We start from the raw sequence: 26,248 nt of genomic DNA, 5'->3' as shown, positions 1-26,248 counted from the left end.
TCGATAACTGGAAACTATCAACCAAGGGACAAGAAAGCCCGGGGCCTCGTGAGCGCCCGGGCTTGCGCGCGGTACGCCTTAGATCTTGCCGACGAGGTCGAACGACGGTGCGATGGTCTTGTCGCCTTCGTTCCACTTGGCCGGGCAGACTTCGTTCGGGTGGGCGGCCGTGTAGACGGCTGCCTTCAGCTTGCGCAGCGTTTCCTTCACGTCGCGGGCGATTTCGTTCGAGTGCACTTCGGCGGTCTTGATGACGCCGTCGGGGTTGATCACGAAGGTGCCGCGCAGTGCCAGGCCTTCTTCGGGGATGTGCACGCCGAAAGCGTTGGTCAGCGCGTGGGTCGGGTCGCCAACCAGGGGGAACTTGGCCTTGCCCACGGCCGGCGACGTGTCATGCCAGACCTTGTGCGAGAAATGCGTGTCGGTGGTCACGATGTAGACCTCGGCGCCCAGCTTCTGGAACTCAGGGTAGTTGTCGGCCGCGTCTTCGACTTCGGTCGGGCAGTTGAAGGTGAAGGCCGCCGGCATGAAGATCAGCACGGACCACTTGCCCTTGAGCGTCTCGTCGGACACATCGATGAACTTGCCGTTGAGGTAGGCCTGGGTCTTGAAGGGTTGGACTTGGGTGTTGATCAGGGACATGGTGATTCCTTGGATGCTGCGGGTGGACAAAAGTAACTGCGAGCCATGAGTATAACTACCAATCCATATCTTTCAATAGTCACTATCTATTAAAAGTATTGGCGCTTGCTATGTTCTCGATGGCCGCGCCGAGGATCGAATACGAACGTGTATCACCCTCACACGCATGCAGACCAGTGGCGTATGGGATTGCTTGCAAGTGCTTACCCGCCCCTCTGACAATCGGGGCTTCCAGAATAAACACAAGGAAGAAATCATGAAGGGCGACCCCAAGGTCATCGAGCATTTGCAGGCGCAGCTCAAGAACGAGCTGACCGCGATCAACCAGTACTTTCTGCACTACCGCATGCTCAAGCACTGGGGCCTCGACAAGCTGGCCAAGAAGGAATACGAAGAGTCGATCGGCGAGATGAAGCACGCCGACAAGCTGATGGACCGCATCTTCATGCTCGACGGCCTGCCGAACCTGCAGGACCTCGCCAAGCTGAACGTCGGCGAAGACGTGCCCGAGATCCTGGGCTGCGACCTCGGCGCCGAAACCGGCGCACAGGCCACCATCAAGGACGGCATCGCCTACTGCGAAAGCGTGCGCGATTACGTCTCGCGCGACCTGCTGCAGGAAATCCTCGACGACACCGAGGAACACATCGACTTCCTCGAAACCCAGATCGAACTGATCGGCAAGGTCGGGCTGCAGAACTACCTGCAGTCGCAGATGGGCGAGCTCAGCTGATCGACCAAGCACATTGCTTTTCATCCAAAACGGGACTTCGGTCCCGTTTTTCGTTGTGTTTTTCGTTGCTTTACCTAGCTTTCTTTAACGCGAATAACAGTCATTCTCATTTGCGCCCTACAATCCGCGCCTTCGATGAATGCTGCCCGCCCCGACACCCGCCGCCGCGCCTACTGGCTCAAGACCTTGCACGAATGGCACTGGGTGAGTTCGGCGATCTGCCTGGTCGGCATGATTCTGTTCAGCATCACCGGCTTCACGCTCAACCACGCCGGACAGATCGAAGCCAAGCCGGCCATCACCACCCGGAGCGGCACCATCGACGAGGCGCTGCGCACGCAGCTAGAGCGTCAACTGCCTGACGCCAAGGCCCGGAACGGGCGCGCACCCGTTCCGCCGGCTTTGCAGGCCTGGGTGAAGGCGCAATGGGGCATTGCCACCGCCGGCCCCGACGCCGAATGGTCCGAAGACGAAATCTACCTCTCGCTCCCCCGCCCCGGCGGCGATGCATGGCTGCGGTTGAGCCTGGCGGATGGCGGGATCGAATACGAGCGCACCGACCGCGGCTGGATTTCCTACCTGAACGATCTGCACAAGGGTCGCAACACCGGCGCCGCCTGGGGCTGGTTCATCGACATCTTCGCGGCCGCGACGCTGGTCTTCTCGATCACCGGCCTGTTCATTCTCAAGATGCACGCGGGCAACCGCCCTTTCACCTGGCCGATGGTCGGAATGGGCCTGGTCGTACCGGTGCTGCTTGCGCTGCTGTTCATCCACTGACCTGTCTGCGCTTCATCGATTCACGAAAGAGGTTTTCCGTGCACCTTCGCCACTCCCTTGCCCCCATCGCCGCGTCGGCGCTGTTCGCGGCCCCGGCCCTTGCCGCCGGCCTCTCCGCCACCATCGAGATTCCGCGACTGAACGTCTCGGAGTACCACCGCCCCTACGTGGCCGCGTGGATCGAACGCGCCGACAGCTCCATGGCCGGCACGCTGGCGGTCTGGTACGACGTTCGGACCAAGACCAACAACCCCGAAGGCGAGGGCACCAAATGGCTCAAGGACCTGCGCCAGTGGTGGCGCCGCGGCGGCCGCGAACTCGCGATGCCGGTCGACGGCGTCTCGGGCGCCACCAAGCCCGCGGGAAAACATGCACTGAACTTGAGCGAAGGCTCCGGCGCCATGCCCAAGCTGGCGCCGGGCGCCTACAAGTTCGTGGTGGAAGCCGCGCGCGAAGTGGGCGGGCGCGAGGTGGTGAGCCTCCCGTTCCAATGGCCGCCGTCGGCTGCCACCGAAGCCGCGGGCAGCGGCAAGGAAGAACTGGGCGAGATCAAGCTGCAGCTCAAGCCCTGATCCCCCAGCCCGCCCGGCCTCGGCCTCGTTCATTCATCGCTCGCTCCTTCAAGGATTTTCCATGACCCGCTTCATGCTGCGCACCACCGCTATCGCCATCGCCCTGTCTGCGGCCTCGCTGTCCCAAGCCCACAACGCCTGGCTGCTGCCCTCTTCCACCGTGTTTTCCAAGGCCGACACCGTGACCGTGGATGCCGCGGTGTCCAACGACCTCTTCGTGGCGAACCATGCGCCGCTGCGCCTGGAGGGCCTGCAGATCACCGCGCCCGACGGCAGCATGGTGAAGGCCGAGAACGAAGCCAAGCTCAAGCTGCGCAATGTGTTCGACGTGCCGCTCTCGGCACCAGGCACCTACCGCATCGCCGTCGTCAATGCAGGCCTGTTCGCGAACTGGAAGGACAAGGCCACGGGCCAGCCCAAGCGCGCGCGCGGCACGGCCGAGACCATCGGCAAGGCGATTCCGGCAGATGCACAGGAGCTCGCCATCACGCAGTCGTCGGGTCGCATCGAAACCTTCGTGACGGTCGGCAAGCCTTCACCGCTGCAGCTCACCGGCCAGGGGCTGGAGCTGATCGCCTCGGGCAGCCCCACGGACCTCGTCAAGGGCGAGAAGTCGACCTTCACGCTCCACCTGGACGGCCAGCCGGCCAAGGACATCGAGGTGACGCTGACGGCAGGCAATACGCAGTACCGCGACAAGCTCGAAGAGCACAAGCTCAAGACGGACGACAAGGGCCAATTCAGTGTCACCTGGCCGAGCGCCGGCATGTACTGGCTCGATGCCAGCATCAGGGACGACAAGGCCACCGTGCCGCAGGCCAAGCAGCGCCGCCTGAGCTACGCGGCCACGCTCGAAGTGATGCCCTGACCGGGCCTGCCGCCTTGGGCATTTCGTTCAGCACCTGGCGCGCAGGCGGCTATGCCAACGCGGCCACCCCGCGCGCCGCAGACCCCGCGACGCTGCAGCAGCTCGCCGGGGAGACGATGGGGACCACTTGGTCGCTGCGCTTCGACAACCCGCGCATGCTGCCGCTGCGGGACGTTCGCGATGCCGTCCAGGCATCGCTGGACCGAGTGGTCGCCCAGATGAGCCATTGGACGCCGGATTCGGACGTCAGCCGGTTCAACCGCGCTCCCGCCGGATCGACGCACATGCTGCCGCGCGAGTTTGCGCGGGTGATGGGCTGCGCGTTGCATTGGGCCGACGCGAGCGAAGGGGCGCTCGATCCGAGCGTAGGGCCCCTGGTCGCCTGCTGGGGGTTCGGTCCGGCCGCGCACGCCGGCTGCAGCACCGCGGCCGTGCCCGATCCTCGAGCGCTGGCCGAAGCCCGTGCACGCACCGGGTGGAAACGCCTGGCGTTCGATCCCGCGCTAGGCGCGCTGCTGCAGCCGGGTGGCGCGGAGCTCGACCTGTCGGGCATCGCCAAGGGGTTCGCCGTGGACCATGGCGTGGAAGCGCTGTGTGCACTCGGCCTGGCCGACCTGCTGTTCGAGGTTGGCGGCGAATTGCGCTGCGTCGGGCGACGCCCGGGCGGCCAGCCATGGCGCGTGCGCGTCGATGACGGGCAGGCGCATGCCGCGCGCAACATTGCACTCGCCGACATGGCGATCGCCACCTCGGGCGACCGCTGGCACAGACGAACGGCCGGCGCTCGCCACTGGTCCCACACCATCGACCCGCGCACCGGCGAGCCGGCGGCGCATGCGCTCGCCAGCGTCACGGTGCTGCACGCGCAATGCATGCAGGCCGATGCGCTGGCCACCGTGCTCGCGGTGCTGGGCCCAGACGACGGCTTCGTTTTTGCGGAACGGCACGGCATCGCCGCGCTGTTCGTGCGGCATGCCGACGCGGCGGCGGAGCCCGTTGTGCACGCCACGCGCACCTGGCCAGCCCCAACCGACGCCAACGAAGCCAACGAAGCCATGCTCGCATGAGCGAGATGGTTTGGCGAGCGCTGGGTGCTGCGGCCACCGTGGCCGCCTACACGGCCCTGTGCGCATCGATCTACCTGCGCGAGCGACGCCAGCGGATCGCCGTCGCGCGGGATGCGGCCGAACTCTCGGGCCACGCCGGCAACCCTGGCGATACCCACGACGCGGCGGCGCCGCCGGTGCTCGTTCTGTTCGCCAGCCAGACCGGGCAGGCCGAAGCGATCGCGTGGCAGACGGCGCGGCAATTGAGCGCGTCGGGAATGCCCAGTCGCGTCATGGAATTGAATGCGCTCGATGCGGCAACGTTGGCCAGTGCGCGACGCGCGCTCTTCGTTGCCAGCACCTACGGCGAGGGCGACGCGCCGGATGGCGCGAGCGTGTTCGCCGAGAGGGTCATGCCATCACCGCCCATCCTGGCGAGGCTGCGCTACGCCGTGCTGGCCTTGGGCGACCAGCAGTACGCGGCGTTCTGCGGTTTCGGCCGCGCGCTCGACGAATGGCTGAGTGCAGCCGGTGCCGTGCGCGAGTTCGAGCGCATTGAAGTCGACAACAGCGATCCCGACGCACTGGCGTCATGGCACGCGCGCTGGGGCGCAAAGGCTGCACCTGCCCAGGCGTACGGCACCAACGAGGCCTTCTCGCCCTGGCGCATCGTGTCGCGCGTGCTGCTCAACCCCGGCAGCGCCGGCGCACCCGTGTTCCACCTGGGCTTGGTGCCGCAGGCGGGCCCGATGCCGACATGGTTGTCCGGTGACCTGGCGCAGATCCGCGTTGCCGGCGATCCTTTACGCCCGAGGGACTATTCGATCGCGTCCCTGCCCGACGATGGCGAGCTGCAGTTGCTGGTGCGCCAGGCACCACATCCCGACGGCACGCTCGGTGCGGCCTCTGGATTGCTCACGTCCACCCTCGCCATCGGTAACACGGTGGCGCTTCGGCTTCGACCGCACCGCGGGTTTCGGCTCGAAGGCAACGAAATGCGCCCGCTGATTCTCATCGGCAATGGCACCGGACTGGCGGGCTTGCGGGCGCACCTGCGCGCATGCGCGGCAACGGGCAACCATGGCCACTGGCTGGTGTTCGGCGAGCGCCAGGCGGCGCATGACTTTTTCTACCGCGAGGAAATTCAAGCTTGGCAGACCAGCGGCGTGCTGCAGCGCGTTGATATGGTGTTCTCGCGCGACCATGAAGAGCGCCGCTACGTACAGCACCAACTCCTGCGTTCTGCCGAATCCCTCATGCAATGGCTCCACTCGGGCGCAGCCATCTACGTGTGCGGCAGCCTGCAGGGCATGTCGGCCGGGGTGGACGCCGCACTGCGGCAGATTGCCGGCGACAAAGTCGTTTACGAACTCACCGCTTCTGGTCGCTACCGTCGCGATATTTACTAGTTTCGGCGACATTTATTGTCTTTCGGCGACAATTTGCACGAAGTTGTACATCCAATCAAATGCCTGTCCGCTTCAATCAACTACGAATGCCTATCATTCTTATCGGTCTACAGAAATAGACCGCTCACACAGCCAGTCTGCCCGTTTCTCCCAAAGAAATTCGTTGCCAGGACACAGCCAGTCGAGTCCTCGCCGCCACCTTTGGAGAAACATTTCATGACCTACATCAAAGCCCGCAAGCGCGCCGTTGCTCGCGCCGTCCCTCATTTTTCAGGCGCTGCCGCCGCAACCCTGATCGCTATCGCGGCCCCCGGCGCGTTCGCGCAGTCCACCCTTCCGGAAATCCGGGTGCAAGACTCGTCGGTGGTCGATTACAAGACGGACGCCTCGGCCAACACCAAGTTCACGGCGCCGCTGGTGAACACCCCCCAGACCGTGCAGGTCATCAAGGAACAGGTCATCCGCGAACAAGGCGCGACCACGCTCACCGAAGCACTGCGTAACAGCCCCGGCGTCGGGACGTTCTTCCTCGGCGAGAACGGCAACACGACCACCGGTGACGCCGTCTTCATGCGTGGTTTCGACAGTTCGAGCGCCATCTTCGTCGACGGCATTCGCGACCTCGGCTCGGTGTCGCGCGACACCTTCAACATCGAGCAGCTCGAAGTGGTCAAGGGTCCCGCAGGCACCGACGTCGGCCGCACGTCGCCCACCGGCTACATCAATCTCGTGACCAAGAGGCCCACGCTGGAAAACAGCTTCACGGGCTCTGTCGCATTCGGCAGCGCCGACTTCAAGCGCGGCAGCGTCGACTGGAACAAGTCGCTCAGCGGCGAGAACGGCATTGGCGCGGCATTCCGCCTGAACGCCGTGATGGCAGGCGCTGGCGTTCCCGGACGCGATGACGTAAGGAACAAGCGCACGGGCATTGCGCCGTCGCTCGCCCTCGGCCTGAACAGCCCGACGCGCTTCTACTTCGACCTGCTGCACGTCAAGCAAGACAACGTGCCGGACGGCGGCGTGCCCACCATCGGCCTGCCCGGCTACTCGTCGCCGGACCCGAAGCGGGGCTACCTGAACACCGCGCAGCGCGTCGATTCGCGCAACTTCTACGGCACCAGCTCGGATTTCGACAACGTGAGCACCGACATGTTCACGGCGCGCGTCGAGCACGACCTGACACCGGACGTCACGATCCGCAACACCACGCGCTTCGCCAAGACGCACCAAGACTACATGCTCAATGCGTTCACGAGCACCAAGGACAACCTCGTGACCCCCAATGCGATGCTGCCGATGGGCTGGACCTTGGCGCGCAGCATCCCGACCAACAAGGACCAGGAAAACACGATCTTCACGAACCAGACGAACGTCAGCGCCAAGTTCAACACCGGCAGCGTCGGGCACAGCCTCAACGCCGGCCTGGAGCTGATCCGCGAGAAGCAGGACTCCAACGGCTACTACGGCCAGAACGCAACGGTGTTCAACGTGCCGGGGATCGCCAACAGCGGCGCCTGGCCGGCCGCCAACCTGTACGCGCCGAACCCGCATGTGTTCGGCTACAACCGCATCCGGAACGGCGTCATCGCTTCCGGCGAAACGACCACCATCGGCGCCTATGTCTTCGACACGGTGAAGTTCAACGAGAAGTGGATGCTCACCGGCGGCCTGCGCTATGACCATTACTCCACCCGCTACGATGCGACGACCCTGAATGCCAAGAGCGGCGTGCTCACCCCGAACAACCTGAAGCTCTCGGACAACCTCGTCTCGGGCAAGCTCGGCCTGGTCTACAAGCCGACCACCAACAGCAGCATCTACGCCGCCTACGGCACGGCCGCCCAGCCCCCAGGCGGTGCCAACTTCCAACTGGCTGCCGGCGGCACCGGTCGCAGCGCAGGGCGCACCGACTTCCTGCCGCAGAAGGCCAAGACCTACGAACTTGGCACCAAATGGGAGGTGCTCAACAAGCGCCTGGCCTTGACCGCCGCCGTGTACCGCACCGACGTGAGCAACGAAGTGGTCCAAGACACCGTGACCAGCGAGTACAACCAGACTGGCAAGAAGCGCGTGCAAGGCATCGAGCTGGGCGTCTCGGGCGCCATCACCGACAACTGGGGCGTCACCTCGGGCTTCACCACGATGGACACCAAGGTACTGAGCGGCCCGTCGGTGCTGGCAGACGGCTCCACCGCCCTTGCCTACACCCCGAAGAATGCGTTCACCCTTTGGTCGACCTACCAGCTCCCGTTCGGCCTGACCGTCGGCGGCGGCGCGCGCTACAACGGCAAGCTGCTGCGCGGCAAGGATGGCGCCGTCGGCACGCCGGCCTATGTCGACGCGTACTGGGTGTTCGACGCGATGGCCTCGTACCGGATCAACAAGAACGTCGACCTCCAGTTCAACGTGTACAACCTGTTCGACAAGGAATACGTGGCGTCCATCAACAAGAGCGGCTACCGCTACACCCCGGGCGCACCGCGCACCTACAAGGTCACGGCGAACTTCGCCTTCTGATCGCTGGGGCGTGCTGCGCGTCTGGCGCAGTGCGAAACCGAAGCCCTGGCCCCAGCCGGGGCTTTTCCATTGCGGAGTTATCGAAACATGATGCTGCATGTTCCCAATGTGCTGAGCCCGGTCCAGGTCCGCGACATGCGCACCGCACTGGCGGCGGCCGACTGGACCGACGGGCGCGAAACGGTCGGCGACCAGGGCGCGCAGGTCAAGCGCAATCGCCAATTGCCGACCCAGTCGCCCGTTGGGCGCGAACTCGGGAAGGTGGTGCTCGCCGCCTTGGCCCGCAACGCGCTGTTCTTCTCGGCCGCGCTGCCGCTGCGCTTCGTACCGCCGCTGTTCAATAGCTACGAAGGCGGCGAACACTACGGCCTGCACGTCGACGGCGCGGTGCGGGCCATGCCCGACGGGGCGCAACAGCTGCGCACGGACCTGTCATGCACCCTGTTCCTGTGCGAACCCGAGGAATACGAAGGCGGCGAACTCGAGGTGCTCGACACCTATGGTTCGCATGAAGTGAAGCTGCCCGCGGGCGACCTGATACTTTATCCGTCGAGCAGCCTGCACCGCGTACATCCCGTGACAAGCGGCGCACGCATCTGTTCGTTTTTCTGGCTGCAGAGCCTGGTGCGCAGCGACCAGCAGCGCAGCATGCTGTTCGAACTCGATCAGACCATCAGCAAGCTGCGCGTCCGACTCGGGGAATGCGAGGAGACGGTGGCGCTCACCGGCCACTATCACAACTTGCTGCGACTCTGGTCAGAGGTGTGACGCGTACTTTTTGGGCTTTGCGCGCCCTCGTACGCCCAGTCACACCATAGTTATTGCAAATGCGACGGATTCTTATTTATAATCAGGCCACCTCATCAGCCAGCCAACTGCCGCTTTCACAGCCATGATCGTTTGCGTCTGCCGCCGAGTCTCCGACCGTGAAATCGCACGTCATGTGCGTGCCGGCATGACTTTCGACGAAGTCCAATTCGAGTTGGGCGTCGCCACCCAGTGTGGTCAATGTGAAGGCTGTGCGCGCGACGTCGTTGCGCAGTGCAGCGCCTCCCATCCGGTCGCCGCGTTGAATCGCGAGCCGGGCTCGAGGGCGATCCAGCTTGCCACCTCCATCTCGGAAAGCAAGGCATGGAACTCTTCTCGGCACTCGGCGGCAGCCTGATTCTCGTTGCAGGTTCGGTCTGGTGGATCTTTCGTAAGTAGACAGTCGTCGTAGCGGTTTTGCTGCAATCGGGGCCTGCGTCAGGCGGGCCCGCATTCGAATTGGTTGATCGTGTCTGACCGCTTTGCCCCCCCTCCTTCCGTTCTTGGCCTCTCGCGCAATGCCGTCATTGCCGGGGGCGTGATCCTGTTTCACGCGGCCGCGCTGTGGGCGCTGCAAAGCGGCCTGCTGCGCAAGGCGGCCGAAGTGGTGGTTCCGGTCGAAATCCTGAGCCAGTTCATCGAGCCGCCCAAGCCGGCACCGCCGCCGCCCCCGCCTCCGCCACCTCCCGCACCCAAGCCCAAGGCCGTGAAGCCGCCGCCGCGCCCGGTGGCCATTCGCGAACCCAAGCCGGTTCCCGCACCGGCCGCGCCGGTCGGCGTGCCCGAGCCGCCGCCGCCGGCGCCCGCGCCGGTGGTCGAAGCCCCACCGCCGCCTGCGCCACCGGCCCCGCCACCCGCACCGCCGGCACCCCAGACGATCGAGATCACCCAGGGCCAGACCCGTTACGTGAGAGAGCCCCGGCTGGTCTACCCGAGCATGAGCAGGCGGCTGGGCGAATCGGGCACCACCGTCGTCTCCATCTTCTTCGATAGCGAAGGGCTCGCCAAGCGAGTCGAACTCTTCAAGTCGAGCGGCTTTGAGCGGCTCGACGAGGCGGCGCTCGCTGCAGCCCGCACCGCGCAGGTCACGCCCTTCCGGCAAACCGGCGGCAACGCGCAGACCACCTATGTGCTGCGGGCGCCCTTCTCATTCAAATTGAACTAACTTTCTCTGGAGCAACTTCGTATGGATTCCCAATTCGGCTTGATGAACGTCTGGAACCAGGGCGATTTCGTCACCAAGGCCGTCGCGGTGCTGCTGATCGGCATGTCGCTCGCGTCATGGATCGTGATCGTCATCAAGGCCCTCGACGTCATCAAATACAAGCGACTCGCCAAGCATTCGCAGGACTTCTGGCACAGCGAGGATTTCGCGACCGCGCTCAACAAGCTCGGCGGCGACGACAGCAACCCGTTCCGCGCGCTGGCACTCGAAGGCCGCGAGGCGGCTGCGCACCACCGCAACACCAAAGCCCACCTGCATGACGCACTCGACGTGAGCGACTGGATCACGCGCTCGCTGCGCAACGGCATCGATGCCTTCACGGCGCGCCTGCAGACCGGTCTCGCGATCCTGGCCTCGGTCGGTTCGACGGCGCCGTTCATCGGCCTCTTCGGTACGGTGTGGGGCATCTATCACGCGCTCATGAGCATCGGCTCGGCCGGCCAGGCCACCATCGACAAGGTGGCAGGCCCGATCGGCGAGGCGCTGATCATGACGGCGCTCGGCCTCGCGGTGGCGATTCCCGCCGTGCTGGGCTACAACGCGCTGGTGCGCGGCAACAAGTTCGTGCTGACCAAGCTCAACAGCTTTGCCCACGACCTGCACGCCTACTTCGTGACCGGTGCACGCGTGCAGAGCGGCAGCGGCGACGCCGTCGTGCTTCCGCTGAAGAAGGGCTGAGCACCATGGCTTTCGGAACCCAGGACGAACCCGACGAGGTAATGAACGAGATCAACATGACGCCGCTCGTCGACGTCATGCTGGTGCTCCTGATCATCTTCATCATCACCGTGCCCGTGATGAAGCATGCGGTCAACATCGATCTGCCCCGCGCCAGCAGCGAGCCCGAGCAGCAGAAGCCGGAGAACATCCTGTTCAGCATCGCGGCCGACGGCTCGTACCACTGGAACGAGCAGAAGATCGACGACAGCGAACTGGCCGGCCGCCTGGCCGCCGAAGCGGTGAAGGAACCGCAGCCCGAACTCCACATCCGCGGCGACAAGGAAGTGCGCTACGAACGCGTTGCCAAGGCGATGTCGCAGGCGCGCGAAGCCGGCGTGCGGAAGATCGGCTTCATTACCGAACCCGAAGCAAACTAGTTCACGGGCGATGAGAAAAAAAAATTGATCGCGGCGATTGACTTATCAATGCGAATCATTATCATTCACTCATCGCTTCGATAAGGGGATTTCAGATGCAAGCCAAACCGAACGCCTTTTCCGTCCTGAGCCACCCGTCGCTCGACCAATCGGGCGGCGGCCATGCGTCCATTCAGGCGGCGCGTCCCGCGCCCACGGTCGAGAGTGCTCAGCTTCTCAAGGGCAGCAAGACCGTCGGCATCATGCACAACGGCTCCCTCTATCGGCTCCAGGCCACCAAACTCGGCAAGCTGATCCTGACCAAGTAAGCAGGTTCAGCCCGCCTCTCGCGCAAGTTTCATCGTGGGGCGACTCGAGGAGATTCCATCTCCGAAGGGTCGTTTTTTGCTAGCCATCGGTTCGCCGACTAGCCATGCTTTTTTTCACGCTGATGTCCAAACAGAAACGCCGACCCAAGGGTCGGCGTTTTGCTTTAGGCGCCAGGTTGTCAGAGGCCGAGGGCTGCAATGCCCGCCTTGGCGATCTGCGCGTCCTCGTTCGACTTCACGCCGCTCACGCCGACGGCGCCGATCACTTCCCCGTCCTTCACGATCGGCACGCCGCCTTCGAGCAGGCCCTGCACCGCAGGTGCGGTGAGGAAGGCGCTGCGGCCACCGTTGATGATGTCTTCGTAGACCTTGCTTTCGCGGCGCCCCATGGCGGCCGTGTGGGCCTTGGCCGGCGCGATGTGCGACGAAAGCGCCGCTGCGCCGTCGAGGCGCTGCAGCCAGAGCAGGTTGCCGGCATCGTCCGAAATGGCGATGGTCACGGCCCAGTTGTTCTTGAGCGCTTCGGCTTCCGCGGCGGCCGCGATGGCCTTGACGTCTGCGAGTTCGAGGAAGGACTTGGTCTTCATGATGAGGTCGGGTAGCTTAAAACCCCACAGCATAACGGCCAATGCGCACCGCGCCGCCGGCAGCTTTAGGACCATCGCCCGTACGGTCTTTTCGGGGGCCCTCTTGCAGCCCCCTAGAATGAGCCCAACTGCGTTTGCAGTAACCCATAGGAGCTACGGCCATGAACGACCGCGTAACGACCCTCGACAATTCCGCCGGCTACGGCCAGGTGCTGCCGCAGGCTGAACGCCAACGCGTCCTGCGCAACACGTACTGGCTGCTCGCACTGAGCCTGCTGCCCACGGTGCTGGGCGCCTGGATCGGCGTGAGCACGGGCCTCACCCGCTCCCTGACGGGCGGGCTCGGCCTGATCGTCTTCCTCGGCGGCGCCTTCGGTTTCATGTTCGCCATCGAGAAGACCAAGAACTCCGCGGCCGGCGTGCCGGTGCTGCTGGCCTTCACCTTCTTCATGGGCCTGATGCTGTCGCGATTGATCGCGATCGTGCTGGGCTTCAAGAACGGCCCCGACCTCGTCATGACGGCGTTCGGCGGCACGGCCGGCGTGTTCTTCGTGATGGCTTCGCTCGCCACGGTGATCAAGCGCGATCTGTCCGGCATGGGCAAGTGGCTCTTCGTCGGCGCGATGGTGCTGCTGGTGGGCTCGGTCATCAACGTATTCGTCGGCTCGTCGGCCGGCATGATGGCCATCTCGGTGGCCGCGATCGGTATCTTCTCGGCCTTCATGCTCTATGACCTGAAGCGGATCATGGACGGTGGCGAGACCAACTACATCAGCGCCACGCTCGCGCTCTACCTCGACCTGTTCAATGTGTTCCAGAGCCTGCTGGCACTGCTGGGCCTTGCCGGCGGCGAGCGCGACTGAAGAAAAGAACGTGCCTCTGACAAAAAGGGCCCGCGAGGGCCCTTTTTTCATGCCAGGTCGAAGACCGCGATCGACTCCACGTGCGCCGTGTGCGGGAACATGTTCACCACGCCCGCGAAGCTGCAGCGGTAGCCGGCCTGGTGCACGAGCAGCCCGGCGTCGCGCGCCAGCGTGGACGGATTGCAGCTCACGTAGACGATGCGCTTCGGCGGCGTCCAGCCGTCGGTGCGCAGCTCGGGCTGCAGGTGCAGGTCGGCCATGGCCTTGGCCAGCGCGAAAGCGCCCTCGCGCGGCGGATCGACCAGCCACTTGTCGGCAGGGCCGTCGGCGACCAGCATCGCCGGCGTCATCTCGAACAGATTGCGTGCGACGAAGCGGGTCGGCGACAGCGCGCGCCTCGCCGCGGTGGCAGGCTGGTTCCTGCTGAAGTTGGCGCCCGCGCGCGCAACCAGCGTGTCGCTGCCTTCGATGCCCAGCACCTCGCGCGCGCGGCTGGCCAGCGGCAGCGTGAAGTTGCCGAGCCCGCAAAACCAGTCGATCACGCGCTCGTCGGGCCGCACGTCGAGAAGCCTGAGCGCCCTGCCGACCAGCGCCCGGTTGATGTGTGGATTGACCTGGGTGAAATCGGTTGGCTTGAACGGCATCGTGACGCCGAACTCCGGCAGCTCGTACGAGAGCAGCTCGCCCGCGTTCTCCTCGAGCAGCTTCACCGTGTCCGGCCCCTTGGCTTGAAGCCACCACTGGATGCCGGCGTGCTCGGCGGCAAAGGCCTTCAGCCGGTCGACGTCGCCGCCGGACAGCGGCTCCAGGTGGCGAAGTACGAGCGCGATGGTGCCGAGCACGGTGGTGCCCGGCGCATCGCCGCAGGCGAGCTCGATCTGCGGACAGGTGTCACGCGCATCGAGCGAGGCGATCAGTGCGCGCAGCGGCATCAGCATCGCGCTGACGGTCTTCGGCAGCACCGGGCACACCTGCATATCGGCCAGGTAGCGGCTCTTGCGTTCGTGGAACCCGATGAGCACCGTGCCCTTCTTGACCACGTGGCGCACCGAGAGCCGGGCGCGGTAGCGGTAGTGCCATGCAGGGCCTTCCATGGGCCGCAGCACGTTCTCGGGCCGGACCTTGCCGAGGTGCCACAGGTTGTCTTCGAGGGCGCGCTGCTTCACCGCGACCTGCGCCGCCGCATCCAGATGCTGCATCTTGCAGCCTCCGCATGCACCGGTGTGCAGCCCGAAGTGCGGGCAGCCGGGACGCACTCGCTGCGACGACTCGCGCCGGATGGCCGTGACCGTGCCCTGCTCCCAGTTGTTCTTGCGGCGGTGCACGTTGAACTGCACCTCCTCGAACGGCAGGGCGCCTTCGATGAAGACGACCATGCCTTCTGCGTTGTGCGCCACGCCTTGTGCATCGAGGTCGAGAGATTCGACCTCGAGCCATTCGCCGGCGGCGGTCGCGGGGGGTTTCGTGGAGACTTTCTTTTCTTCGGTGGATTCCGTCATCCCCCGATTGTCTCAGCCGCAGGCACGGCCATCCGCGGAGCGCGCACAGAAGCGCGCGCGGCCGCGTCTGCGGTTACCGCGGCGGCAGGTAGCGCGCCGGATCGACAGGCTTGCCCTGCCGGCGGATCTCGAAGTGCAACTTCACGCGGTCGGCGTCGCTGTTGCCCATCTCGGCGATCTTCTGGCCCTTTTGTACCGACTGGTCTTCCTTCACGAGCAGCGTCTGGTTGTGCGCATACGCCGTGAGGTAGGTGTTGTTGTGCTTGAGGATGATCAGATTGCCGTAGCCCCGCAGGCCCGCGCCGGCGTAGACCACGCGGCCGTCGGCCGCCGCGAGCACCGCATCGCCGGCCTTGCCGCCGATGTCGAAGCCCTTGTTCTTCGCGTCGTCGAATCCGGCGAGGAGCGTGCCCTGCGCCGGCCAGATCCAGCCGATGTCCTCGTCGCCGGAACTGGCCGACGGCGTCGAGGGCGATGCCGTCACCGGCGGCTTGCCGACCGCCGCGCTCGCAGGTGCCGTGGGCGCGATGGCCGACGGTGGCAGCACGGGCTTCGTCACGACGCCTTCCACCGGCGCTGCGGCCATGGTGGTGGACGGTCCCACCGGGGGAACCACGCGCAGCACCTGGCCGACTTCGATCAGGTCGGGGTTGTCAAGGTTGTTCCAGCGCGCGATGTTCTGCCAGGTGTGGCCGGTCTCGTTCGCGATGCGGCGGATCGTGTCGCCGGGCCGCACGGCGTAGTAGCCCGGCTTGCCATAGTTCTCGATGCCCGGCAGCGGCTTGCCCGAGGGATCGGTGGTGATGAGCGGGCCTCCGGGTGCCGCAGCGGGCCCGCGCGACATGGTGCCTCGATCTTCGACCGGCGCCGGTCCGCGCGGTGCGGCGCACCCTGCGATCACGAGCACAACGGCCAACGTGACACCAGCGCACCAACTCCGATTGCCAAAACCCTGCATTTGTTGTTCCTTCAAGCGATGCCCGATTTTAGGGGGACAAAGTGAACCGCCTCAAGAATGCGTCGCTCGAGTCCGCGGGCGGTTTTGTCGATGACGACGAGCGCCTGTCCGCCGCTCGCCGACTGCGTGGGTGCGACGATGCGGCCGCCGACCGCCAGCTGGTCGACCCAGGCCTGCGGCACGGCTTCGCCACCCGCCGCGGCGATGATGCCGGCGTACGGCGCGCCCTTGGGGTAGCCGATCATGCCGTCGCCCAGGATCAGATGCACTGTCGCGAGCCGGAAGTACCGCAGGTTCGCGCGCGCGCGTTCGTGCAGTCCGCGCAGCCGCTCGATGCTGTACACCTCGGTGGCCACGTGGTTCAGCACGGCGGCCTGGTAGCCGCAGCCGGTGCCGATCTCGAGCACGCGGCCGAGCTTGTCCTGCGGCTTGCCGGCCAGCGCGGGTGCGCCGAGCAGAAGCTCGATCATGCGTGCGACCACGCTGGGCTTCGAGATCGTCTGTCCCAGCCCGATCGGCAGGCTCGTGTCTTCATAGGCCTGGTTCATCAGCGCGCTGTCGACGAAACGATGCCGCTCGACTGCGCCGAGAGCGCGCAGCACGCGCACATCGGCAACGCCCTGGGCGGCGAGCCTCTGCACCATGCGCGCACGCACCGCGTCGGAAGCCATCGAGGGCGTGCTCGGCACCACAGGTTGGGCGGGCACGGCCGGCATGCGCCCGCGTGTGGCGGCCGATGCGGTGGGTGTCAGGCGAACCGGGAAGCCAGGCCGTTGCGTGGCCATGTTCAATGGCCCAGACGGGCCACGGTCTCGCGCCACTGCCCCAGGTTGGCATGATCGGTCAGGTCGATCTGCAGCGGCGTCAGTGCGACATGGCCCTCTGCCGTGGCATGGAAGTCGGTGCCTTCACCGCTGTCCTTGGCACCGCCGGCGCCCGCGATCCAGTACATGGTTTCGCCGCGCGGGCTTTCCTGCGTGATGACTTTTTCCGCGGCATGGCGCCGGCCAAGGCGGCAGACCTTGATCGGCCTGAGTTCGTCCAGCGGTCGATTCGGCACGTTCACGTTGAGCAGGAACGCGCCCTGCTCCACCATGCGTTCGTGTTCGATCCGCTGCACCAGGCGGCGCGCCACCTGCGCGGCCGCATCGACATGGGCCCAGCCCTTTTCGATTTGCGAGAAGGCGATGGCAGGAATGCCGAACAGGTAGGCTTCCATCGCGGCGCCCACGGTGCCCGAGTAGATGGTGTCGTCACCCATGTTGGCGCCATTGTTGATGCCCGAGACCACGAGGTCGGGCCGGTAGCCGAGCAGACCCTTGAGCGCGATGTGGACGCAATCGGCCGGCGTGCCGGTCACGTACCGGAAGCCGTTGTGCGCCTTGTGCACGTAGAGCGGCGCAGCGAGCGTCAGCGCGTTCGACTTCGCGCTGTTGTTGTGTTCGGGCGCGACCACCTCGACATCGGCGATGTCCTTGAGCGCGTCGTGCAATGCGACGATGCCCGGCGCCTGAAAACCATCGTCGTTGGAAATGAGTATCTTCATGGTGCTTTTCGGTGTTCGGATTGTAGGCGGCGGGTGCGTCGCAGCAGGGACAAGGGTGTCCTGCGGCGCCCCCTATCATCGTCGCGCAACACTTGCCACACACGACCGATCGATTCATAGAAGGAGACCCGAGCATGCACGCATGGCTTTGCGAAAACCCCACCGGCGTCGACGCGCTGACCTGGAAAGAACTGCCGACGCCGACGCCCGGGCCGGGGCAGGTGCTGATCGAGATCAAGGCCGCCAGCCTCAATTTTCCCGATCTGCTGATCGTCCAGAACAAATACCAGATCAAGCCGCCGCTGCCCTTCGTGCCCGGCTCCGAATATGCCGGCGTGGTCCAGGCCGTGGGCGAAGGCGTCACGCACCTGAAGATCGGGCAGAACGTGGCCTGCCTGTCGGGCACGGGCGGCTTCGCGACCCACACACTGGCACCGGCTGCGCTCTGCATGCCGCTGCCCGAAGGCTTCGGTCACGTCGATGCGGCGGCTTTCATCATGATCTACGCAACCTCGTGGCACGCACTGATCGACCGCGCCCAGCTCAAGGCCGGTGAAACCGTGCTGGTGCTCGGCGCTGCAGGTGGTGTCGGCACGGCGGCCATACAGATCGCGAAGGCTGCGGGCGCACGCGTGATCGCCGCCGCTTCGACCGACGAGAAATGCGAACTCTGCCGCTCCATTGGCGCCGACGCGACGATCAACTACACCACGCACGCGCTGCCGGGCGGCTTTCGCGACGCGATCAAGGCCGCAACCGACGGCAAGGGACCGGACGTTATCTACGATCCCGTCGGCGGCGATTTCGCCGAGCCCGCATTTCGCTCCATTGGCTGGCGCGGACGCTATTTGGTGGTCGGCTTCGCTGCGGGGCCGATTCCTTCGCTGCCATTGAATCTGACGCTGCTGAAAGGTGCGTCCATCGTCGGCGTGTTCTGGGGAGATTTCGCGCGGCGCGAGCCCAAGGCCAATGCACAAATGATGGCCGAATTGGCGCAGTGGTACGGCCAGGGCAAGATCAAGCCCGTCATCGACAGCACCATGCCGATGGCGGATTTGAAAGCCGCCTATGCCCACATGGGCTCGCGTGGCGTCAAGGGTAAACTCGTGATGGTGAACTGAGGCCGCAGCGCTTCGCACGGCTGGCGCCACCCGACATTAAAAAAGCCCGCATGCGCGGGCTTTTTTAATGGCCGACGGCCAGCCGAGACGCTTACTTGATCTCGAACTCGGACAGCGACTTGCCAGCGGCCAATGCCTCGGTCACCCAGCGCGGCTTGCGGCCACGGCCTCCCGACCAGGTTTCGCCTGTCGGACCGCGGTATTTGGCCGCCGCCTTGGGTGCAGGCACACCCGCGCTTCGCTTGATCGAACCGCCGCGCGCGCTGAGTTTCAGGTCCGCAGCGGTCAAACCATATTCGGCGACCTTCCTGCGTACGTCTTCAATCACGCCGGAGCGTTCTTGGTTGCGAAGGTCTTCGGCCTGCTTGCGCAATTGCGCAATCTGCTCGTCGTACTTCTTGATCTGAGAATTGATATCGGCAAGGGTCGAAGCCATTCAGGACTCCTGAAAATTGGAAACGAGCGGATTTTAATTCAATTCACAATTAGCACAAGCAGGGCGACGCCAAAAAGCGGCCACGGCACGCGAAATGCGGCATCGCACAAAACACATGCACCGAGTTGGTGCTTTATCGAAGGAATGCAGAAGCTGCAGTGACGCCAGGACGGCGCCACAAATGACAACGCCGGGGCGGGCCCGGCGTCGTGGTTCCTGGATGCTATTGCGCAATAGCAGTCAGAACGATGTTTTGGGGTGGCTGATGGGACTCGAACCCACGACGACCAGAATCACAATCTGGGACTCTACCAACTGAGCTACAGCCACCGGAGAGCCCGCAATTATAGCGGGAAAAATCACGCCTTCCGCCTCCGCGTGCCGCGAAGCCGATTGAAATTCTGCTCAACCCGCTGCAAGCGGCCCCGCCGGAGCGGACTGCGGGATCTTGGCCATGCCGTCCGGCCGCTCGCAGGTGCCGATCAGAAGGCCGCTGGCCAGCGCATGCGCCTGTAGCGCATCGAAGATCTCATCGCGTCCCGGCGTGCTTGAAAATTCCGGCGTGCTGTCGAGCGCGAACAACTGGAACGCGTAGCGGTGCGCGCCATGGCCGGGGGGCGGATCGGGCGGCATCCAGGCGGCCTGCAGCCCGGAGTTGCGCCCGACATGCAGCCCCTCGTCGCCGTCGCTCTCGCGGCTCGGAATGGCCGCCTCGTCGAGCTTTCCGTCGCCGGGCGGCAAGCCCACGACGATTGCGTGCACCAGCGGATTGGGCGTCGGGGAGTCGGCGTCTTCGACCACGAGAACGAGCGACAGCGCGCCAGCGGGAATGCCTGTCCACTGCAACGGCGGCGAGAGGCCCTCGCCGTCTGCGGTGTAACGCGGGGCCATCGGACCATGGTCGACGAACGCGACGCTCTCCAGCACGATCGACGCCATGCCCTGCCGCATGCCGAGCGAGTTGAAGACGATCTTGTCCAGGCCGGCGCGCATGCCGTGCAGCGCGTGGCCGATGGCTTCGGGAAGTTTTTCGAGCATGCCTACGGTATAGCCCCGCGCACCGTCCCGGCCTGTAGGACGCAGCAGCAAGCGCGTCTTGACGGCTCCGCTATCATGAGTGCGGCCCGCAATTTACCGCGGTGCACGCCGCTTTCTGCACCCCTTCCACCGCCAAAGGAGTTTCTTCATGAGCATCGTCTGGACCATCCTGATCGGCTTCATCGTGGGTCTCGTGGCACGGGCCGTCAAGCCGGGCGACGATTCCGCTGGCTTCATCGTCACCACGCTGATCGGGGTCGCGGGTTCGCTGATCATGACCTACGTCGGCCAGGCCATGGGCTGGTACACCGCCGGCGAGGGCGCGGGCTTCATCGCGTCGGTGGTCGGCGCGATCGTGCTGCTGCTGCTCTACGGGCTGGTGAAGCGCAAGCGCTGAACGCGCGCCGCGCCCGCCACAGATGCCGCGCAAGCCGAGGGCCGGGCATCACGTCTACGTGGTCGAGCTCGACGACCGCGTATGGAACAACGGTCGCTTCAGGCGGGCCAACCCCGACTCCCAGCTCGGCAAGCCCTTCGTCTACGTGGGCATGACCGGCCTGGACCCCGACATCCGTTTCGACAAGCACAAGGCCGGCATCCAGTCCAACAGCTTCGTGCAGGCGTTCGGGCTGCGGCTGCTGCCCGCCCTGTATGAACGCTACAACCCCATGAGCTATGACGACGCCCGGTCGATGGAGGTCGAGCTCGGCATTGCACTGCGCCGCATCGGCTACGGTGTCTGGCAGGCCTGAACTGCCCGCGTTTCCTTGCGCCCGCGCATCCTCAGGCGTAGGTCACCCAGTCTTCGTAGGCGGGCGCATCGAGGTGCGGCAGCGTGTTGTACGTGACGAGCATGTGGCGCTTCGGCGTGAAGGCGAACTCCGTGACCGCGGTGTTGCGGATGCGCAGGTTCAGTTCGATCGTCACTTCGGGTGAAGTGCCGAGCACATGGCCGACGGCCGTGCTGATCGGTCCGCCGCTCGACACCACCAGCACCCGCGCACCGTGGTGGCGGTCGCGCACATGATCGAGCGCCGTCGTCACGCCCGCGAGGAAATCGATGTAGCTCGGCATGCCCACCGGCTGGGTGCGGCCCTGCATCCAGGCGCCGAGACCGTTGCGCAGCAGCCGGAAATGGTGCCGGTACATCTCGGGCGTGTCGGCTTTCTCGAGCTTGCCCTCGTGGATGGTCGCGATGACCGCCTCGCTGTCGTACTCGTTGAGGCCGGGCCAGGGCAGCACGTCGTCGCGCTCGAGCCCCAGGCCCTTGGCAATGCCTTCCCAGGTCTGGCGATGACGCTTCAGGGTGCCGGTGATCACCGCATCGAAATGCATGCCGCGCTCGCGCCAGTATTCACCGAGGCGCACCGACTGCCGGTGCCCGAGCTCGCTCAGGTTGTCGTAGTCGGCAGCGCCGAAGCTGGCTTGGCCATGGCGCACGAGGTAGAGGGTTCCCATGCACGGAATTCTGGCCACAACCGCAGGACGCGCTTGTCCCACCGGCGACGGCGCCTGCGCTCAGCGACGCCCACGCGACACCGCGCGCAAAGCGATGAAGGTCAACGCGCGGTCGCCGACAGAGTGTCCGCCGGCTTCGGCACCAGGATCTCGGCCTTGAAGCGATCCTTGAGCATGTTGTAGTAGGCGGTGCTTTCCGCCGCAGCCACCGACTGCGCGACCTGCGCGTTCTCCTGCTGCGCCTCTTCGGGCGCCGAGGGCGTGCGCGGAACGACCTTCGTGACGCGCAGCACGGCGTAGCCCTGGGTGCCCAGGTCCACGCCCACGAGCGCGGGCAACTTGGCCGGGTCCGCGCGCAGCGCGGCATCGATCACCGCGAGGGGCTGCGACTGCGCATCGCGCCGCGACACGGTGACCGGCTTGCCGAAGCTTGCATCGTCGGCCTTGGCGGTCCAGGCCGCGAGCTTGGCTTCACCCTCGGCCTTGGCCATGACGGCGGCACGCTCGTTGACGAGTTGGGCGCGGATCTTGTCCTTCACCTCGGCCAGCGGCATCGGCTGCGCAGGCGAATACTGGGTGATGCGGCCCGACGCGAGCTGGTTCGCGCCGACTTCGATGGCCTCGGTGTTCTGCTTGCGGCTCAGCGAATCGGCCGCAAACAGCGCATTGAGGAAGTTGCGGTTGGCCAGCACGCCGGTGGCCCCGGGTGCGGGCGTGCGCGCCACGTTGCTGGCGGTCTGGACCGTGAGCTTCAGCTTTTCGGCGGCCGGCTGCAGGCTGTCGGGTTGCTGGTACACGGTGTCGGTGAAGGTTTCCGCCGCCTTGGCGAATTCCTGCGTGGCCTGCTGCGCGCGCACTTCGTTCTCGATGGTCGCGCGGACCTGCTCGAAGGGCTGCACCACGCCGGGCTTGATGTCGGTGAGCCGGATGATGTGGTAGCCGAACTCGGTCTCGACCACGTTGCTGATGTCGCCCTTGTTGAGCGCGAACATCGCATCTTCGAACGGCTTGACCATGGCACCGCGCGTCACGAAGTCGAGGTCACCGCCCTTCTCCGCGGAACCGGGGTCCTGCGAATTCTTGCGCGCCACGTCGGCGAAGCTTGCAGGTGCCTTCTTCACTTCGGCCAGCAATTGTTCCGCCTTGGCCTTTGCCTTGGCGCGCTCGTCCGACGAGGCGCTCGCGGGTGCGGTGATCAGGATGTGGCTCGCACGGCGCTCCTCCTTCGTGCCGAAGCGTTCCTTGTTCTGCTCGTAGTAGGTCTTGAGGTCGGCTTCGTTGACCGACACGTTCTTCTTCGCGGCCTCGATGTCGAGCACCAGGTATTCGATGCTGGCCTGCTCCTGCGCCTGGAACTGGGCCGCGTGGTCCTTGTAGTAGGTTTCGATGTCGGCGTCGCTGACCGTCACCTTCGACGCGAAGCTGTCGGGTGCGAAGCGCGCGACCTGGATCTCGCGCTGGTCATAGAAGGCGCCGATCGTGGCGGCCGTCAACGCAGGCGGCGCAAAGGCCGTTCCCGAGATGCCGAGCAGCACTTGCTGCGTGGCGAGTTCCGCGCGCATCGAGGCTTCGTACTGCTCCGGCGTGCGGCCGGTGACGCGCTGGAAGGTTTCGCGGTCGAACTTGCCATCCGGCGTGCGGAATGCCGCAAGGCCCGTGTCCTGCGCGAAGATCCGCGTCAGCCGCTCTTCCGAGATGCTCACGTTCGACTTGGCAGCCGCGGCGGCCAGCACGCGGTCGCGCACCATGCGCTCCAGTGTGGCGTAGCGCATCACATCCGACTCGAGCAGTGCGGGGTCCACGTTGGGCGACTGCTGGCGGATGCGGTCGATCTCGTTGCGATGCTGCATGTCCCACTCGGGCCGCGTGATGGAGTTTCCGTCAATGCGTGCCACCTTCTCGTCGACGCCCGAGCTCTGGTACTGATCGACCCCGAGAAAGACGAACGAGGGAATGATCAGCAAGAACAAGACGAACATGACGATCTTGTTGTACTTGCGGAAGAAATCAAACATGCTTGAACACTCTCTTCGACGGATGTCGCACGGCAATAAAAAAGGCGAACCTGTGTTCGCCTTTGCATCGGGTGGTGGGTGCTGAGGGGCTCGAACCCCCGACCTACGCCTTGTAAGGGCGCCGCTCTACCAGCTGAGCTAAGCACCCCACCGGAAATACGCTCCGAGTGTACGTCCTAGTTGAGCGCGTCTTTCAGCGCCTTGCCCGGACGGAACTTCGGAATCTTGGCGGCCTTGATTTTAATCGCGTCGCCGGTGCGCGGATTGCGGCCGGTGCGCGCAGCCCTCTTGCCGACCGCGAAAGTGCCGAAACCGACCAGCGACACGGAGCCGCCTTTCTTGAGCGTGGTACGAATGGCGCCGATGGTGGACTCCAGCGCGCGGGTGGCGGCTGCCTTGGAGATGTCGGCGTTTTTTGCGATGTGCTCAATGAGTTCGGTCTTGTTCACAAGGGCCCCTAGTCGAAGAAATTAAGTTGGTCGGCTTCGTCAGCTGCGAGTCGGTCGCGGAATGACGCGACACGCAAAGCCTGGCAGGACTGACGCCTCGGCAGCGCGCTGCCAGAAGGATTACAACCACTGGTCTGCAGGGTGTCAATACGACGCGAAGCCATGCAAGACAGCGGAGCGCGCGATTTTAGGGGCGTTTCGCGCGCCCACTTTTACAGCGACCGAAGCGCGATCAAAGCGCTTCGGCGATGGCCTTGCCGAGGTCGGACGTGCTCGCCGTGCCGCCGATGTCGGGTGTGCGCGGTGCGCCACTTTGGGGTGCGAGCACCTTCTCGATGGTCGCGAGGATCGCGTCGTGCGCGTTCTTGTGGCCCAGGAATTCGAGCATCATCGCGCCGCACCAGATCTGGCCGATCGGGTTCGCGATGCCCTTGCCCGCGATGTCCGGCGCAGAGCCGTGCACCGGCTCGAACAGCGACGGCGTCGTGCGCTCGGGGTTGAGGTTGGCGCTCGGCGCGATGCCGATGGTGCCGGTGCATGCCGGGCCCAGGTCGGACAGGATGTCGCCGAACAGGTTGCTCGCAACCACCACGTCGAAGAAGTCGGGCCGCTGCACGAAGTGCGCGGTGAGGATGTCGATGTGGAACTTGTCGAGCGTCACGCCCGGGTAATTCTTCGCCATTTCGACCACGCGCTCGTCCCAGTAGGGCATGGTGATCGAGATGCCGTTCGACTTGGTCGCGCTGGTCAGGTGTTTCTTCGGACGCGACTGGGCCAGTTCGAAGGCGAACTTGAGCACGCGGTCGACGCCGTGGCGGGACATCACGGTCTCCTGCACCACGATCTCGCGCGGCGTGCCTTCGTACATGCGCCCGCCGATGCTCGAATATTCGCCTTCGGTGTTCTCGCGCACGATGTACATGTCGATCTCGCCGGGCTGGCGCGGCGTGCCGTCGCGCCGCACCACGGGCGCGGTGATGCCGGGCATCAGCCGCGCGGGGCGCAGATTGATGTACTGGTCGAACTCGCGGCGAAACAACAGCAGCGAGCCCCAGAGCGACACGTGGTCGGCGATCTTCTCGGGCCAGCCCACCGCGCCGAAGTAGATCGCATCGTGCCCGCCGATCTGGTCCTTCCAGTCGTCGGGCATCATCTTGCCGTGCTTCTCGCAGTAGTCCCAGCTCGAGAAGTCGAAGTGGTCGAACTTCAGGTCGATGCCGAACTTGCGCGCCGCGGCATCGACCACGCGCAGGCCTTCGGGCATGGTTTCCTTGCCGATGCCGTCGCCGGCGATGACTGCGATGCGGTGGGTGGTCATGGTGTGGTTCCTTCTTGCTGGAGGGGTGTGAAAAACGCGAGGGCCTCGGCGAGCAGTTCGTCCGGCGCTTCCTCGGGAACATAGTGGCCGCACGGCAGCGCGCGGCCCGAAACTTCGTCGGCGCGTTCACGCCACAGCGCGAGCACGTCGAAACAGCGCCCGACCGCGCCATGCTCGCCCCAGAGCACGCGCAACGGCTGCGGGAGCCGCCGGCCGGCGGCGACGTCGGCGCGGTCGTGGACGAGATCGATGGTGGCGGAGGCGCGATAGTCCTCGCAGATCGATTCGGCCGTGCCCGGGATCTGCGCGCAGCGCTCGTACTCGGCAAGCACCTCGGGCGCGAAGGGCGCGAGCCCTGCATGCCTGCCGCCCATCACGCTGCGCACGTAGCGCACCGGGTCCGAAGCGATCAGCGCCTCGGGCAGCGGCGGCGGCTGGACCAGGAAGAACCAGTGCCAGTAGGCGCGGGCGAAGGCGTCGCTGGTGTTCTCGTACATCGACAGCGTGGGCGCGATGTCGAGCAGCAGCATGCGCTGGACGGCCGCCGGGTGGTCGGCGGCCAGGCGGTGCGCCACGCGCGCGCCGCGGTCGTGGGCGAGCACGCCGAAGCGATCGAAGCCGTGGTGCGACATTGCGGCCCGTGCGTCGAGCGCCATCTCGCGCTTGCTGTGCGCCAGGTGATCGGCATCGGCCGCCGGCCGGCCCGAGTCGCCATAGCCGCGCAGGTCCAGCGCCACCACGGTGAAGCGCTCGGCCAGTGCCGGCGCCACGCGGTGCCAGATCGCATGCGTCTGCGGATGGCCGTGCAGCAGCAGCAGCGGTGCGCCGCGGCCACCGACCCGGCCGTGCACGCGGACGCCGTTGCGCTCGATGTCGAAGGTGGGAAAGTCGAGGAAGGAGGAAGCAGTCACGCGGCGATTGTGCGTTGCGCTCCATCGATCATCAAGCAACAATCA

General features: G+C 65.3%; 30 protein-coding genes and 2 tRNA genes. 17 read left to right on the top strand and 15 right to left on the bottom strand.

Features of this window, described 5'->3' with window-relative positions; all coding sequences use genetic code 11:
• Positions 1-78: 78 nt before the first annotated feature.
• Positions 79-642 carry an alkyl hydroperoxide reductase subunit C gene (gene ahpC, locus AC3A6J_RS11065; RefSeq protein WP_487859970.1) on the bottom strand — a complete coding sequence of 188 codons (564 nt, stop codon included), beginning with the start codon at positions 640-642 and terminating at the stop codon, positions 79-81.
• A gap of 256 nt (positions 643-898) precedes the next feature.
• Here ahpC and bfr point away from each other — a divergent pair, with 256 nt between their 5' ends.
• The 13 genes from bfr to hemP all read left to right on the top strand — a co-directional run bounded on the left by bfr (position 899) and on the right by hemP (position 12,004).
• Positions 899-1,375, top strand: coding sequence for a bacterioferritin (gene bfr, locus AC3A6J_RS11060; RefSeq protein ID WP_487859969.1), 477 nt, complete (start codon positions 899-901; stop codon positions 1,373-1,375).
• Positions 1,376-1,510: 135 nt separating this feature from the next.
• Positions 1,511-2,155 carry a PepSY-associated TM helix domain-containing protein gene (locus tag AC3A6J_RS11055; RefSeq protein ID WP_487859968.1) on the top strand — a complete coding sequence of 215 codons (645 nt, stop codon included), beginning with the start codon at positions 1,511-1,513 and terminating at the stop codon, positions 2,153-2,155.
• Between the two features lie 38 nt (positions 2,156-2,193).
• The gene (locus AC3A6J_RS11050; RefSeq protein WP_487859967.1) at positions 2,194-2,727 is read left to right on the top strand and encodes a DUF2271 domain-containing protein; all 534 of its coding nucleotides are present in this window, start codon (positions 2,194-2,196) and stop codon (positions 2,725-2,727) included.
• A gap of 61 nt (positions 2,728-2,788) precedes the next feature.
• A complete protein-coding gene (locus tag AC3A6J_RS11045; protein WP_487859966.1) occupies positions 2,789-3,595 on the top strand; it encodes a DUF4198 domain-containing protein in 807 nt (268 codons plus the stop codon).
• Positions 3,596-3,609: 14 nt separating this feature from the next.
• Positions 3,610-4,662 (top strand): FAD:protein FMN transferase, encoded by a 1,053-nt coding sequence (locus tag AC3A6J_RS11040; protein WP_487859965.1) that lies wholly within the window; start codon positions 3,610-3,612, stop codon positions 4,660-4,662.
• Complete coding sequence (locus AC3A6J_RS11035; protein ID WP_487859964.1) at positions 4,659-6,050, top strand: sulfite reductase subunit alpha; 1,392 nt, start codon at positions 4,659-4,661, stop codon at positions 6,048-6,050. The genes AC3A6J_RS11040 and AC3A6J_RS11035 overlap by 4 nt, the downstream gene beginning before the upstream one ends.
• 216 nt (positions 6,051-6,266) lie before the next feature.
• Positions 6,267-8,567, top strand: coding sequence for a catecholate siderophore receptor Fiu (locus tag AC3A6J_RS11030; protein WP_487859963.1), 2,301 nt, complete (start codon positions 6,267-6,269; stop codon positions 8,565-8,567).
• 87 nt (positions 8,568-8,654) lie between these two features.
• A complete protein-coding gene (locus AC3A6J_RS11025; RefSeq protein WP_487859962.1) occupies positions 8,655-9,335 on the top strand; it encodes a Fe2+-dependent dioxygenase in 681 nt (226 codons plus the stop codon).
• Between the two features lie 124 nt (positions 9,336-9,459).
• Complete coding sequence (locus tag AC3A6J_RS11020) at positions 9,460-9,732, top strand: (2Fe-2S)-binding protein (RefSeq protein WP_487859961.1); 273 nt, start codon at positions 9,460-9,462, stop codon at positions 9,730-9,732.
• Between the two features lie 108 nt (positions 9,733-9,840).
• Positions 9,841-10,539 (top strand): TonB family protein, encoded by a 699-nt coding sequence (locus AC3A6J_RS11015; RefSeq protein ID WP_487860057.1) that lies wholly within the window; start codon positions 9,841-9,843, stop codon positions 10,537-10,539.
• 21 nt (positions 10,540-10,560) lie between these two features.
• Positions 10,561-11,277 carry a MotA/TolQ/ExbB proton channel family protein gene (locus AC3A6J_RS11010; protein ID WP_487859960.1) on the top strand — a complete coding sequence of 239 codons (717 nt, stop codon included), beginning with the start codon at positions 10,561-10,563 and terminating at the stop codon, positions 11,275-11,277.
• 5 nt (positions 11,278-11,282) lie between these two features.
• Positions 11,283-11,696, top strand: coding sequence for an ExbD/TolR family protein (locus AC3A6J_RS11005; RefSeq protein WP_487859959.1), 414 nt, complete (start codon positions 11,283-11,285; stop codon positions 11,694-11,696).
• A 95-nt stretch (positions 11,697-11,791) separates the two neighbouring features.
• Entirely contained in the window at positions 11,792-12,004 is a 213-nt protein-coding gene (gene hemP / locus AC3A6J_RS11000; RefSeq protein ID WP_487859958.1) for a hemin uptake protein HemP, read from the top strand.
• A 179-nt stretch (positions 12,005-12,183) separates the two neighbouring features.
• Here hemP and AC3A6J_RS10995 read toward each other — a convergent pair whose 3' ends face one another.
• The gene (locus tag AC3A6J_RS10995) at positions 12,184-12,591 is read right to left on the bottom strand and encodes a GlcG/HbpS family heme-binding protein (RefSeq protein ID WP_487859957.1); all 408 of its coding nucleotides are present in this window, start codon (positions 12,589-12,591) and stop codon (positions 12,184-12,186) included.
• Positions 12,592-12,752: 161 nt separating this feature from the next.
• On the opposite strand from AC3A6J_RS10995, the gene AC3A6J_RS10990 reads away from it, so the two are divergent.
• Entirely contained in the window at positions 12,753-13,454 is a 702-nt protein-coding gene (locus tag AC3A6J_RS10990) for a Bax inhibitor-1/YccA family protein (protein WP_487859956.1), read from the top strand.
• 47 nt (positions 13,455-13,501) lie between these two features.
• Here AC3A6J_RS10990 and rlmD read toward each other — a convergent pair whose 3' ends face one another.
• The 4 genes from rlmD to surE form a co-directional block, all read right to left on the bottom strand.
• Positions 13,502-14,953 carry a 23S rRNA (uracil(1939)-C(5))-methyltransferase RlmD gene (gene rlmD / locus AC3A6J_RS10985; RefSeq protein ID WP_487859955.1) on the bottom strand — a complete coding sequence of 484 codons (1,452 nt, stop codon included), beginning with the start codon at positions 14,951-14,953 and terminating at the stop codon, positions 13,502-13,504.
• A gap of 73 nt (positions 14,954-15,026) precedes the next feature.
• Positions 15,027-15,911: a peptidoglycan DD-metalloendopeptidase family protein gene (locus AC3A6J_RS10980; RefSeq protein ID WP_487859954.1), complete on the bottom strand. Its 885-nt coding sequence runs from the start codon at positions 15,909-15,911 to the stop codon at positions 15,027-15,029.
• 11 nt (positions 15,912-15,922) lie between these two features.
• Positions 15,923-16,696 carry a protein-L-isoaspartate(D-aspartate) O-methyltransferase gene (locus tag AC3A6J_RS10975; protein ID WP_487859953.1) on the bottom strand — a complete coding sequence of 258 codons (774 nt, stop codon included), beginning with the start codon at positions 16,694-16,696 and terminating at the stop codon, positions 15,923-15,925.
• Positions 16,697-16,698: 2 nt separating this feature from the next.
• Positions 16,699-17,457 carry a 5'/3'-nucleotidase SurE gene (gene surE / locus AC3A6J_RS10970; RefSeq protein ID WP_487859952.1) on the bottom strand — a complete coding sequence of 253 codons (759 nt, stop codon included), beginning with the start codon at positions 17,455-17,457 and terminating at the stop codon, positions 16,699-16,701.
• Between the two features lie 134 nt (positions 17,458-17,591).
• Here surE and AC3A6J_RS10965 point away from each other — a divergent pair, with 134 nt between their 5' ends.
• Complete coding sequence (locus AC3A6J_RS10965) at positions 17,592-18,578, top strand: NADPH:quinone oxidoreductase family protein (RefSeq protein ID WP_487859951.1); 987 nt, start codon at positions 17,592-17,594, stop codon at positions 18,576-18,578.
• 91 nt (positions 18,579-18,669) lie between these two features.
• Here the strand turns inward: AC3A6J_RS10965 and AC3A6J_RS10960 are convergent, their stop codons facing one another.
• The 3 genes from AC3A6J_RS10960 to AC3A6J_RS10950 all read right to left on the bottom strand — a co-directional run bounded on the left by AC3A6J_RS10960 (position 18,670) and on the right by AC3A6J_RS10950 (position 20,052).
• Positions 18,670-19,014: an H-NS histone family protein gene (locus AC3A6J_RS10960; RefSeq protein WP_487859950.1), complete on the bottom strand. Its 345-nt coding sequence runs from the start codon at positions 19,012-19,014 to the stop codon at positions 18,670-18,672.
• Between the two features lie 254 nt (positions 19,015-19,268).
• Positions 19,269-19,344 (bottom strand) — tRNA-His (locus tag AC3A6J_RS10955).
• 75 nt (positions 19,345-19,419) lie between these two features.
• Positions 19,420-20,052 (bottom strand): YbhB/YbcL family Raf kinase inhibitor-like protein, encoded by a 633-nt coding sequence (locus tag AC3A6J_RS10950; protein ID WP_487859949.1) that lies wholly within the window; start codon positions 20,050-20,052, stop codon positions 19,420-19,422.
• 148 nt (positions 20,053-20,200) lie between these two features.
• Here AC3A6J_RS10950 and AC3A6J_RS10945 point away from each other — a divergent pair, with 148 nt between their 5' ends.
• Both AC3A6J_RS10945 and AC3A6J_RS10940 read left to right on the top strand, forming a co-directional pair.
• A complete protein-coding gene (locus AC3A6J_RS10945; protein WP_487859948.1) occupies positions 20,201-20,449 on the top strand; it encodes a GlsB/YeaQ/YmgE family stress response membrane protein in 249 nt (82 codons plus the stop codon).
• A gap of 22 nt (positions 20,450-20,471) precedes the next feature.
• Positions 20,472-20,804, top strand: coding sequence for a hypothetical protein (locus AC3A6J_RS10940; RefSeq protein WP_487859947.1), 333 nt, complete (start codon positions 20,472-20,474; stop codon positions 20,802-20,804).
• A gap of 31 nt (positions 20,805-20,835) precedes the next feature.
• Here the strand turns inward: AC3A6J_RS10940 and AC3A6J_RS10935 are convergent, their stop codons facing one another.
• The 6 genes from AC3A6J_RS10935 to AC3A6J_RS10910 form a co-directional block, all read right to left on the bottom strand.
• Positions 20,836-21,510 carry a histidine phosphatase family protein gene (locus tag AC3A6J_RS10935; protein WP_487859946.1) on the bottom strand — a complete coding sequence of 225 codons (675 nt, stop codon included), beginning with the start codon at positions 21,508-21,510 and terminating at the stop codon, positions 20,836-20,838.
• A 101-nt stretch (positions 21,511-21,611) separates the two neighbouring features.
• Positions 21,612-23,525, bottom strand: a complete 1,914-nt coding sequence (locus tag AC3A6J_RS10930) for a SurA N-terminal domain-containing protein (protein ID WP_487859945.1) — start codon at positions 23,523-23,525, stop codon at positions 21,612-21,614.
• 72 nt (positions 23,526-23,597) lie between these two features.
• Positions 23,598-23,673 (bottom strand) — tRNA-Val (locus AC3A6J_RS10925).
• A gap of 28 nt (positions 23,674-23,701) precedes the next feature.
• Positions 23,702-23,974, bottom strand: a complete 273-nt coding sequence (locus AC3A6J_RS10920; protein WP_007830705.1) for an HU family DNA-binding protein — start codon at positions 23,972-23,974, stop codon at positions 23,702-23,704.
• A 232-nt stretch (positions 23,975-24,206) separates the two neighbouring features.
• A complete protein-coding gene (locus AC3A6J_RS10915; RefSeq protein WP_487859944.1) occupies positions 24,207-25,292 on the bottom strand; it encodes a tartrate dehydrogenase in 1,086 nt (361 codons plus the stop codon).
• A complete protein-coding gene (locus tag AC3A6J_RS10910; protein ID WP_487859943.1) occupies positions 25,289-26,203 on the bottom strand; it encodes an alpha/beta fold hydrolase in 915 nt (304 codons plus the stop codon). The genes AC3A6J_RS10915 and AC3A6J_RS10910 overlap by 4 nt, the downstream gene beginning before the upstream one ends.
• Between the last annotated feature and the right edge of the window lie 45 nt (positions 26,204-26,248).

Source organism: Variovorax sp. Soil_C_39 (assembly GCF_057656815.1).
Note: the sequence above shows the minus strand (reverse complement) of the source record. Positions and strands in the feature narration are given on the sequence as shown.

Bases quoted from the DNA above. Each gene is read 5' to 3' on its own strand.
- ahpC (WP_487859970.1), bottom strand. From the start codon at position 642: ATGTCCCTGATCAACACCCAAGTCCAACCCTTCAAGACCCAGGCCTAC.
- bfr (WP_487859969.1), top strand. From the start codon at position 899: ATGAAGGGCGACCCCAAGGTCATCGAGCATTTGCAGGCGCAGCTCAAG.
- AC3A6J_RS11055 (WP_487859968.1), top strand. From the start codon at position 1,511: ATGAATGCTGCCCGCCCCGACACCCGCCGCCGCGCCTACTGGCTCAAG.
- AC3A6J_RS11045 (WP_487859966.1), top strand. From the start codon at position 2,789: ATGACCCGCTTCATGCTGCGCACCACCGCTATCGCCATCGCCCTGTCT.
- AC3A6J_RS11035 (WP_487859964.1), top strand. From the start codon at position 4,659: ATGAGCGAGATGGTTTGGCGAGCGCTGGGTGCTGCGGCCACCGTGGCC.
- AC3A6J_RS11030 (WP_487859963.1), top strand. From the start codon at position 6,267: ATGACCTACATCAAAGCCCGCAAGCGCGCCGTTGCTCGCGCCGTCCCT.
- AC3A6J_RS11025 (WP_487859962.1), top strand. From the start codon at position 8,655: ATGATGCTGCATGTTCCCAATGTGCTGAGCCCGGTCCAGGTCCGCGAC.
- AC3A6J_RS11020 (WP_487859961.1), top strand. From the start codon at position 9,460: ATGATCGTTTGCGTCTGCCGCCGAGTCTCCGACCGTGAAATCGCACGT.
- AC3A6J_RS11010 (WP_487859960.1), top strand. From the start codon at position 10,561: ATGGATTCCCAATTCGGCTTGATGAACGTCTGGAACCAGGGCGATTTC.
- AC3A6J_RS11005 (WP_487859959.1), top strand. From the start codon at position 11,283: ATGGCTTTCGGAACCCAGGACGAACCCGACGAGGTAATGAACGAGATC.
- hemP (WP_487859958.1), top strand. From the start codon at position 11,792: ATGCAAGCCAAACCGAACGCCTTTTCCGTCCTGAGCCACCCGTCGCTC.
- AC3A6J_RS10995 (WP_487859957.1), bottom strand. From the start codon at position 12,591: ATGAAGACCAAGTCCTTCCTCGAACTCGCAGACGTCAAGGCCATCGCG.
- AC3A6J_RS10990 (WP_487859956.1), top strand. From the start codon at position 12,753: ATGAACGACCGCGTAACGACCCTCGACAATTCCGCCGGCTACGGCCAG.
- rlmD (WP_487859955.1), bottom strand. From the start codon at position 14,953: ATGACGGAATCCACCGAAGAAAAGAAAGTCTCCACGAAACCCCCCGCG.
- AC3A6J_RS10980 (WP_487859954.1), bottom strand. From the start codon at position 15,911: ATGCAGGGTTTTGGCAATCGGAGTTGGTGCGCTGGTGTCACGTTGGCC.
- AC3A6J_RS10975 (WP_487859953.1), bottom strand. From the start codon at position 16,696: ATGGCCACGCAACGGCCTGGCTTCCCGGTTCGCCTGACACCCACCGCA.
- surE (WP_487859952.1), bottom strand. From the start codon at position 17,457: ATGAAGATACTCATTTCCAACGACGATGGTTTTCAGGCGCCGGGCATC.
- AC3A6J_RS10965 (WP_487859951.1), top strand. From the start codon at position 17,592: ATGCACGCATGGCTTTGCGAAAACCCCACCGGCGTCGACGCGCTGACC.
- AC3A6J_RS10960 (WP_487859950.1), bottom strand. From the start codon at position 19,014: ATGGCTTCGACCCTTGCCGATATCAATTCTCAGATCAAGAAGTACGAC.
- AC3A6J_RS10950 (WP_487859949.1), bottom strand. From the start codon at position 20,052: ATGCTCGAAAAACTTCCCGAAGCCATCGGCCACGCGCTGCACGGCATG.
- AC3A6J_RS10945 (WP_487859948.1), top strand. From the start codon at position 20,201: ATGAGCATCGTCTGGACCATCCTGATCGGCTTCATCGTGGGTCTCGTG.
- AC3A6J_RS10940 (WP_487859947.1), top strand. From the start codon at position 20,472: ATGCCGCGCAAGCCGAGGGCCGGGCATCACGTCTACGTGGTCGAGCTC.
- AC3A6J_RS10935 (WP_487859946.1), bottom strand. From the start codon at position 21,510: ATGGGAACCCTCTACCTCGTGCGCCATGGCCAAGCCAGCTTCGGCGCT.
- AC3A6J_RS10930 (WP_487859945.1), bottom strand. From the start codon at position 23,525: ATGTTTGATTTCTTCCGCAAGTACAACAAGATCGTCATGTTCGTCTTG.
- AC3A6J_RS10915 (WP_487859944.1), bottom strand. From the start codon at position 25,292: ATGACCACCCACCGCATCGCAGTCATCGCCGGCGACGGCATCGGCAAG.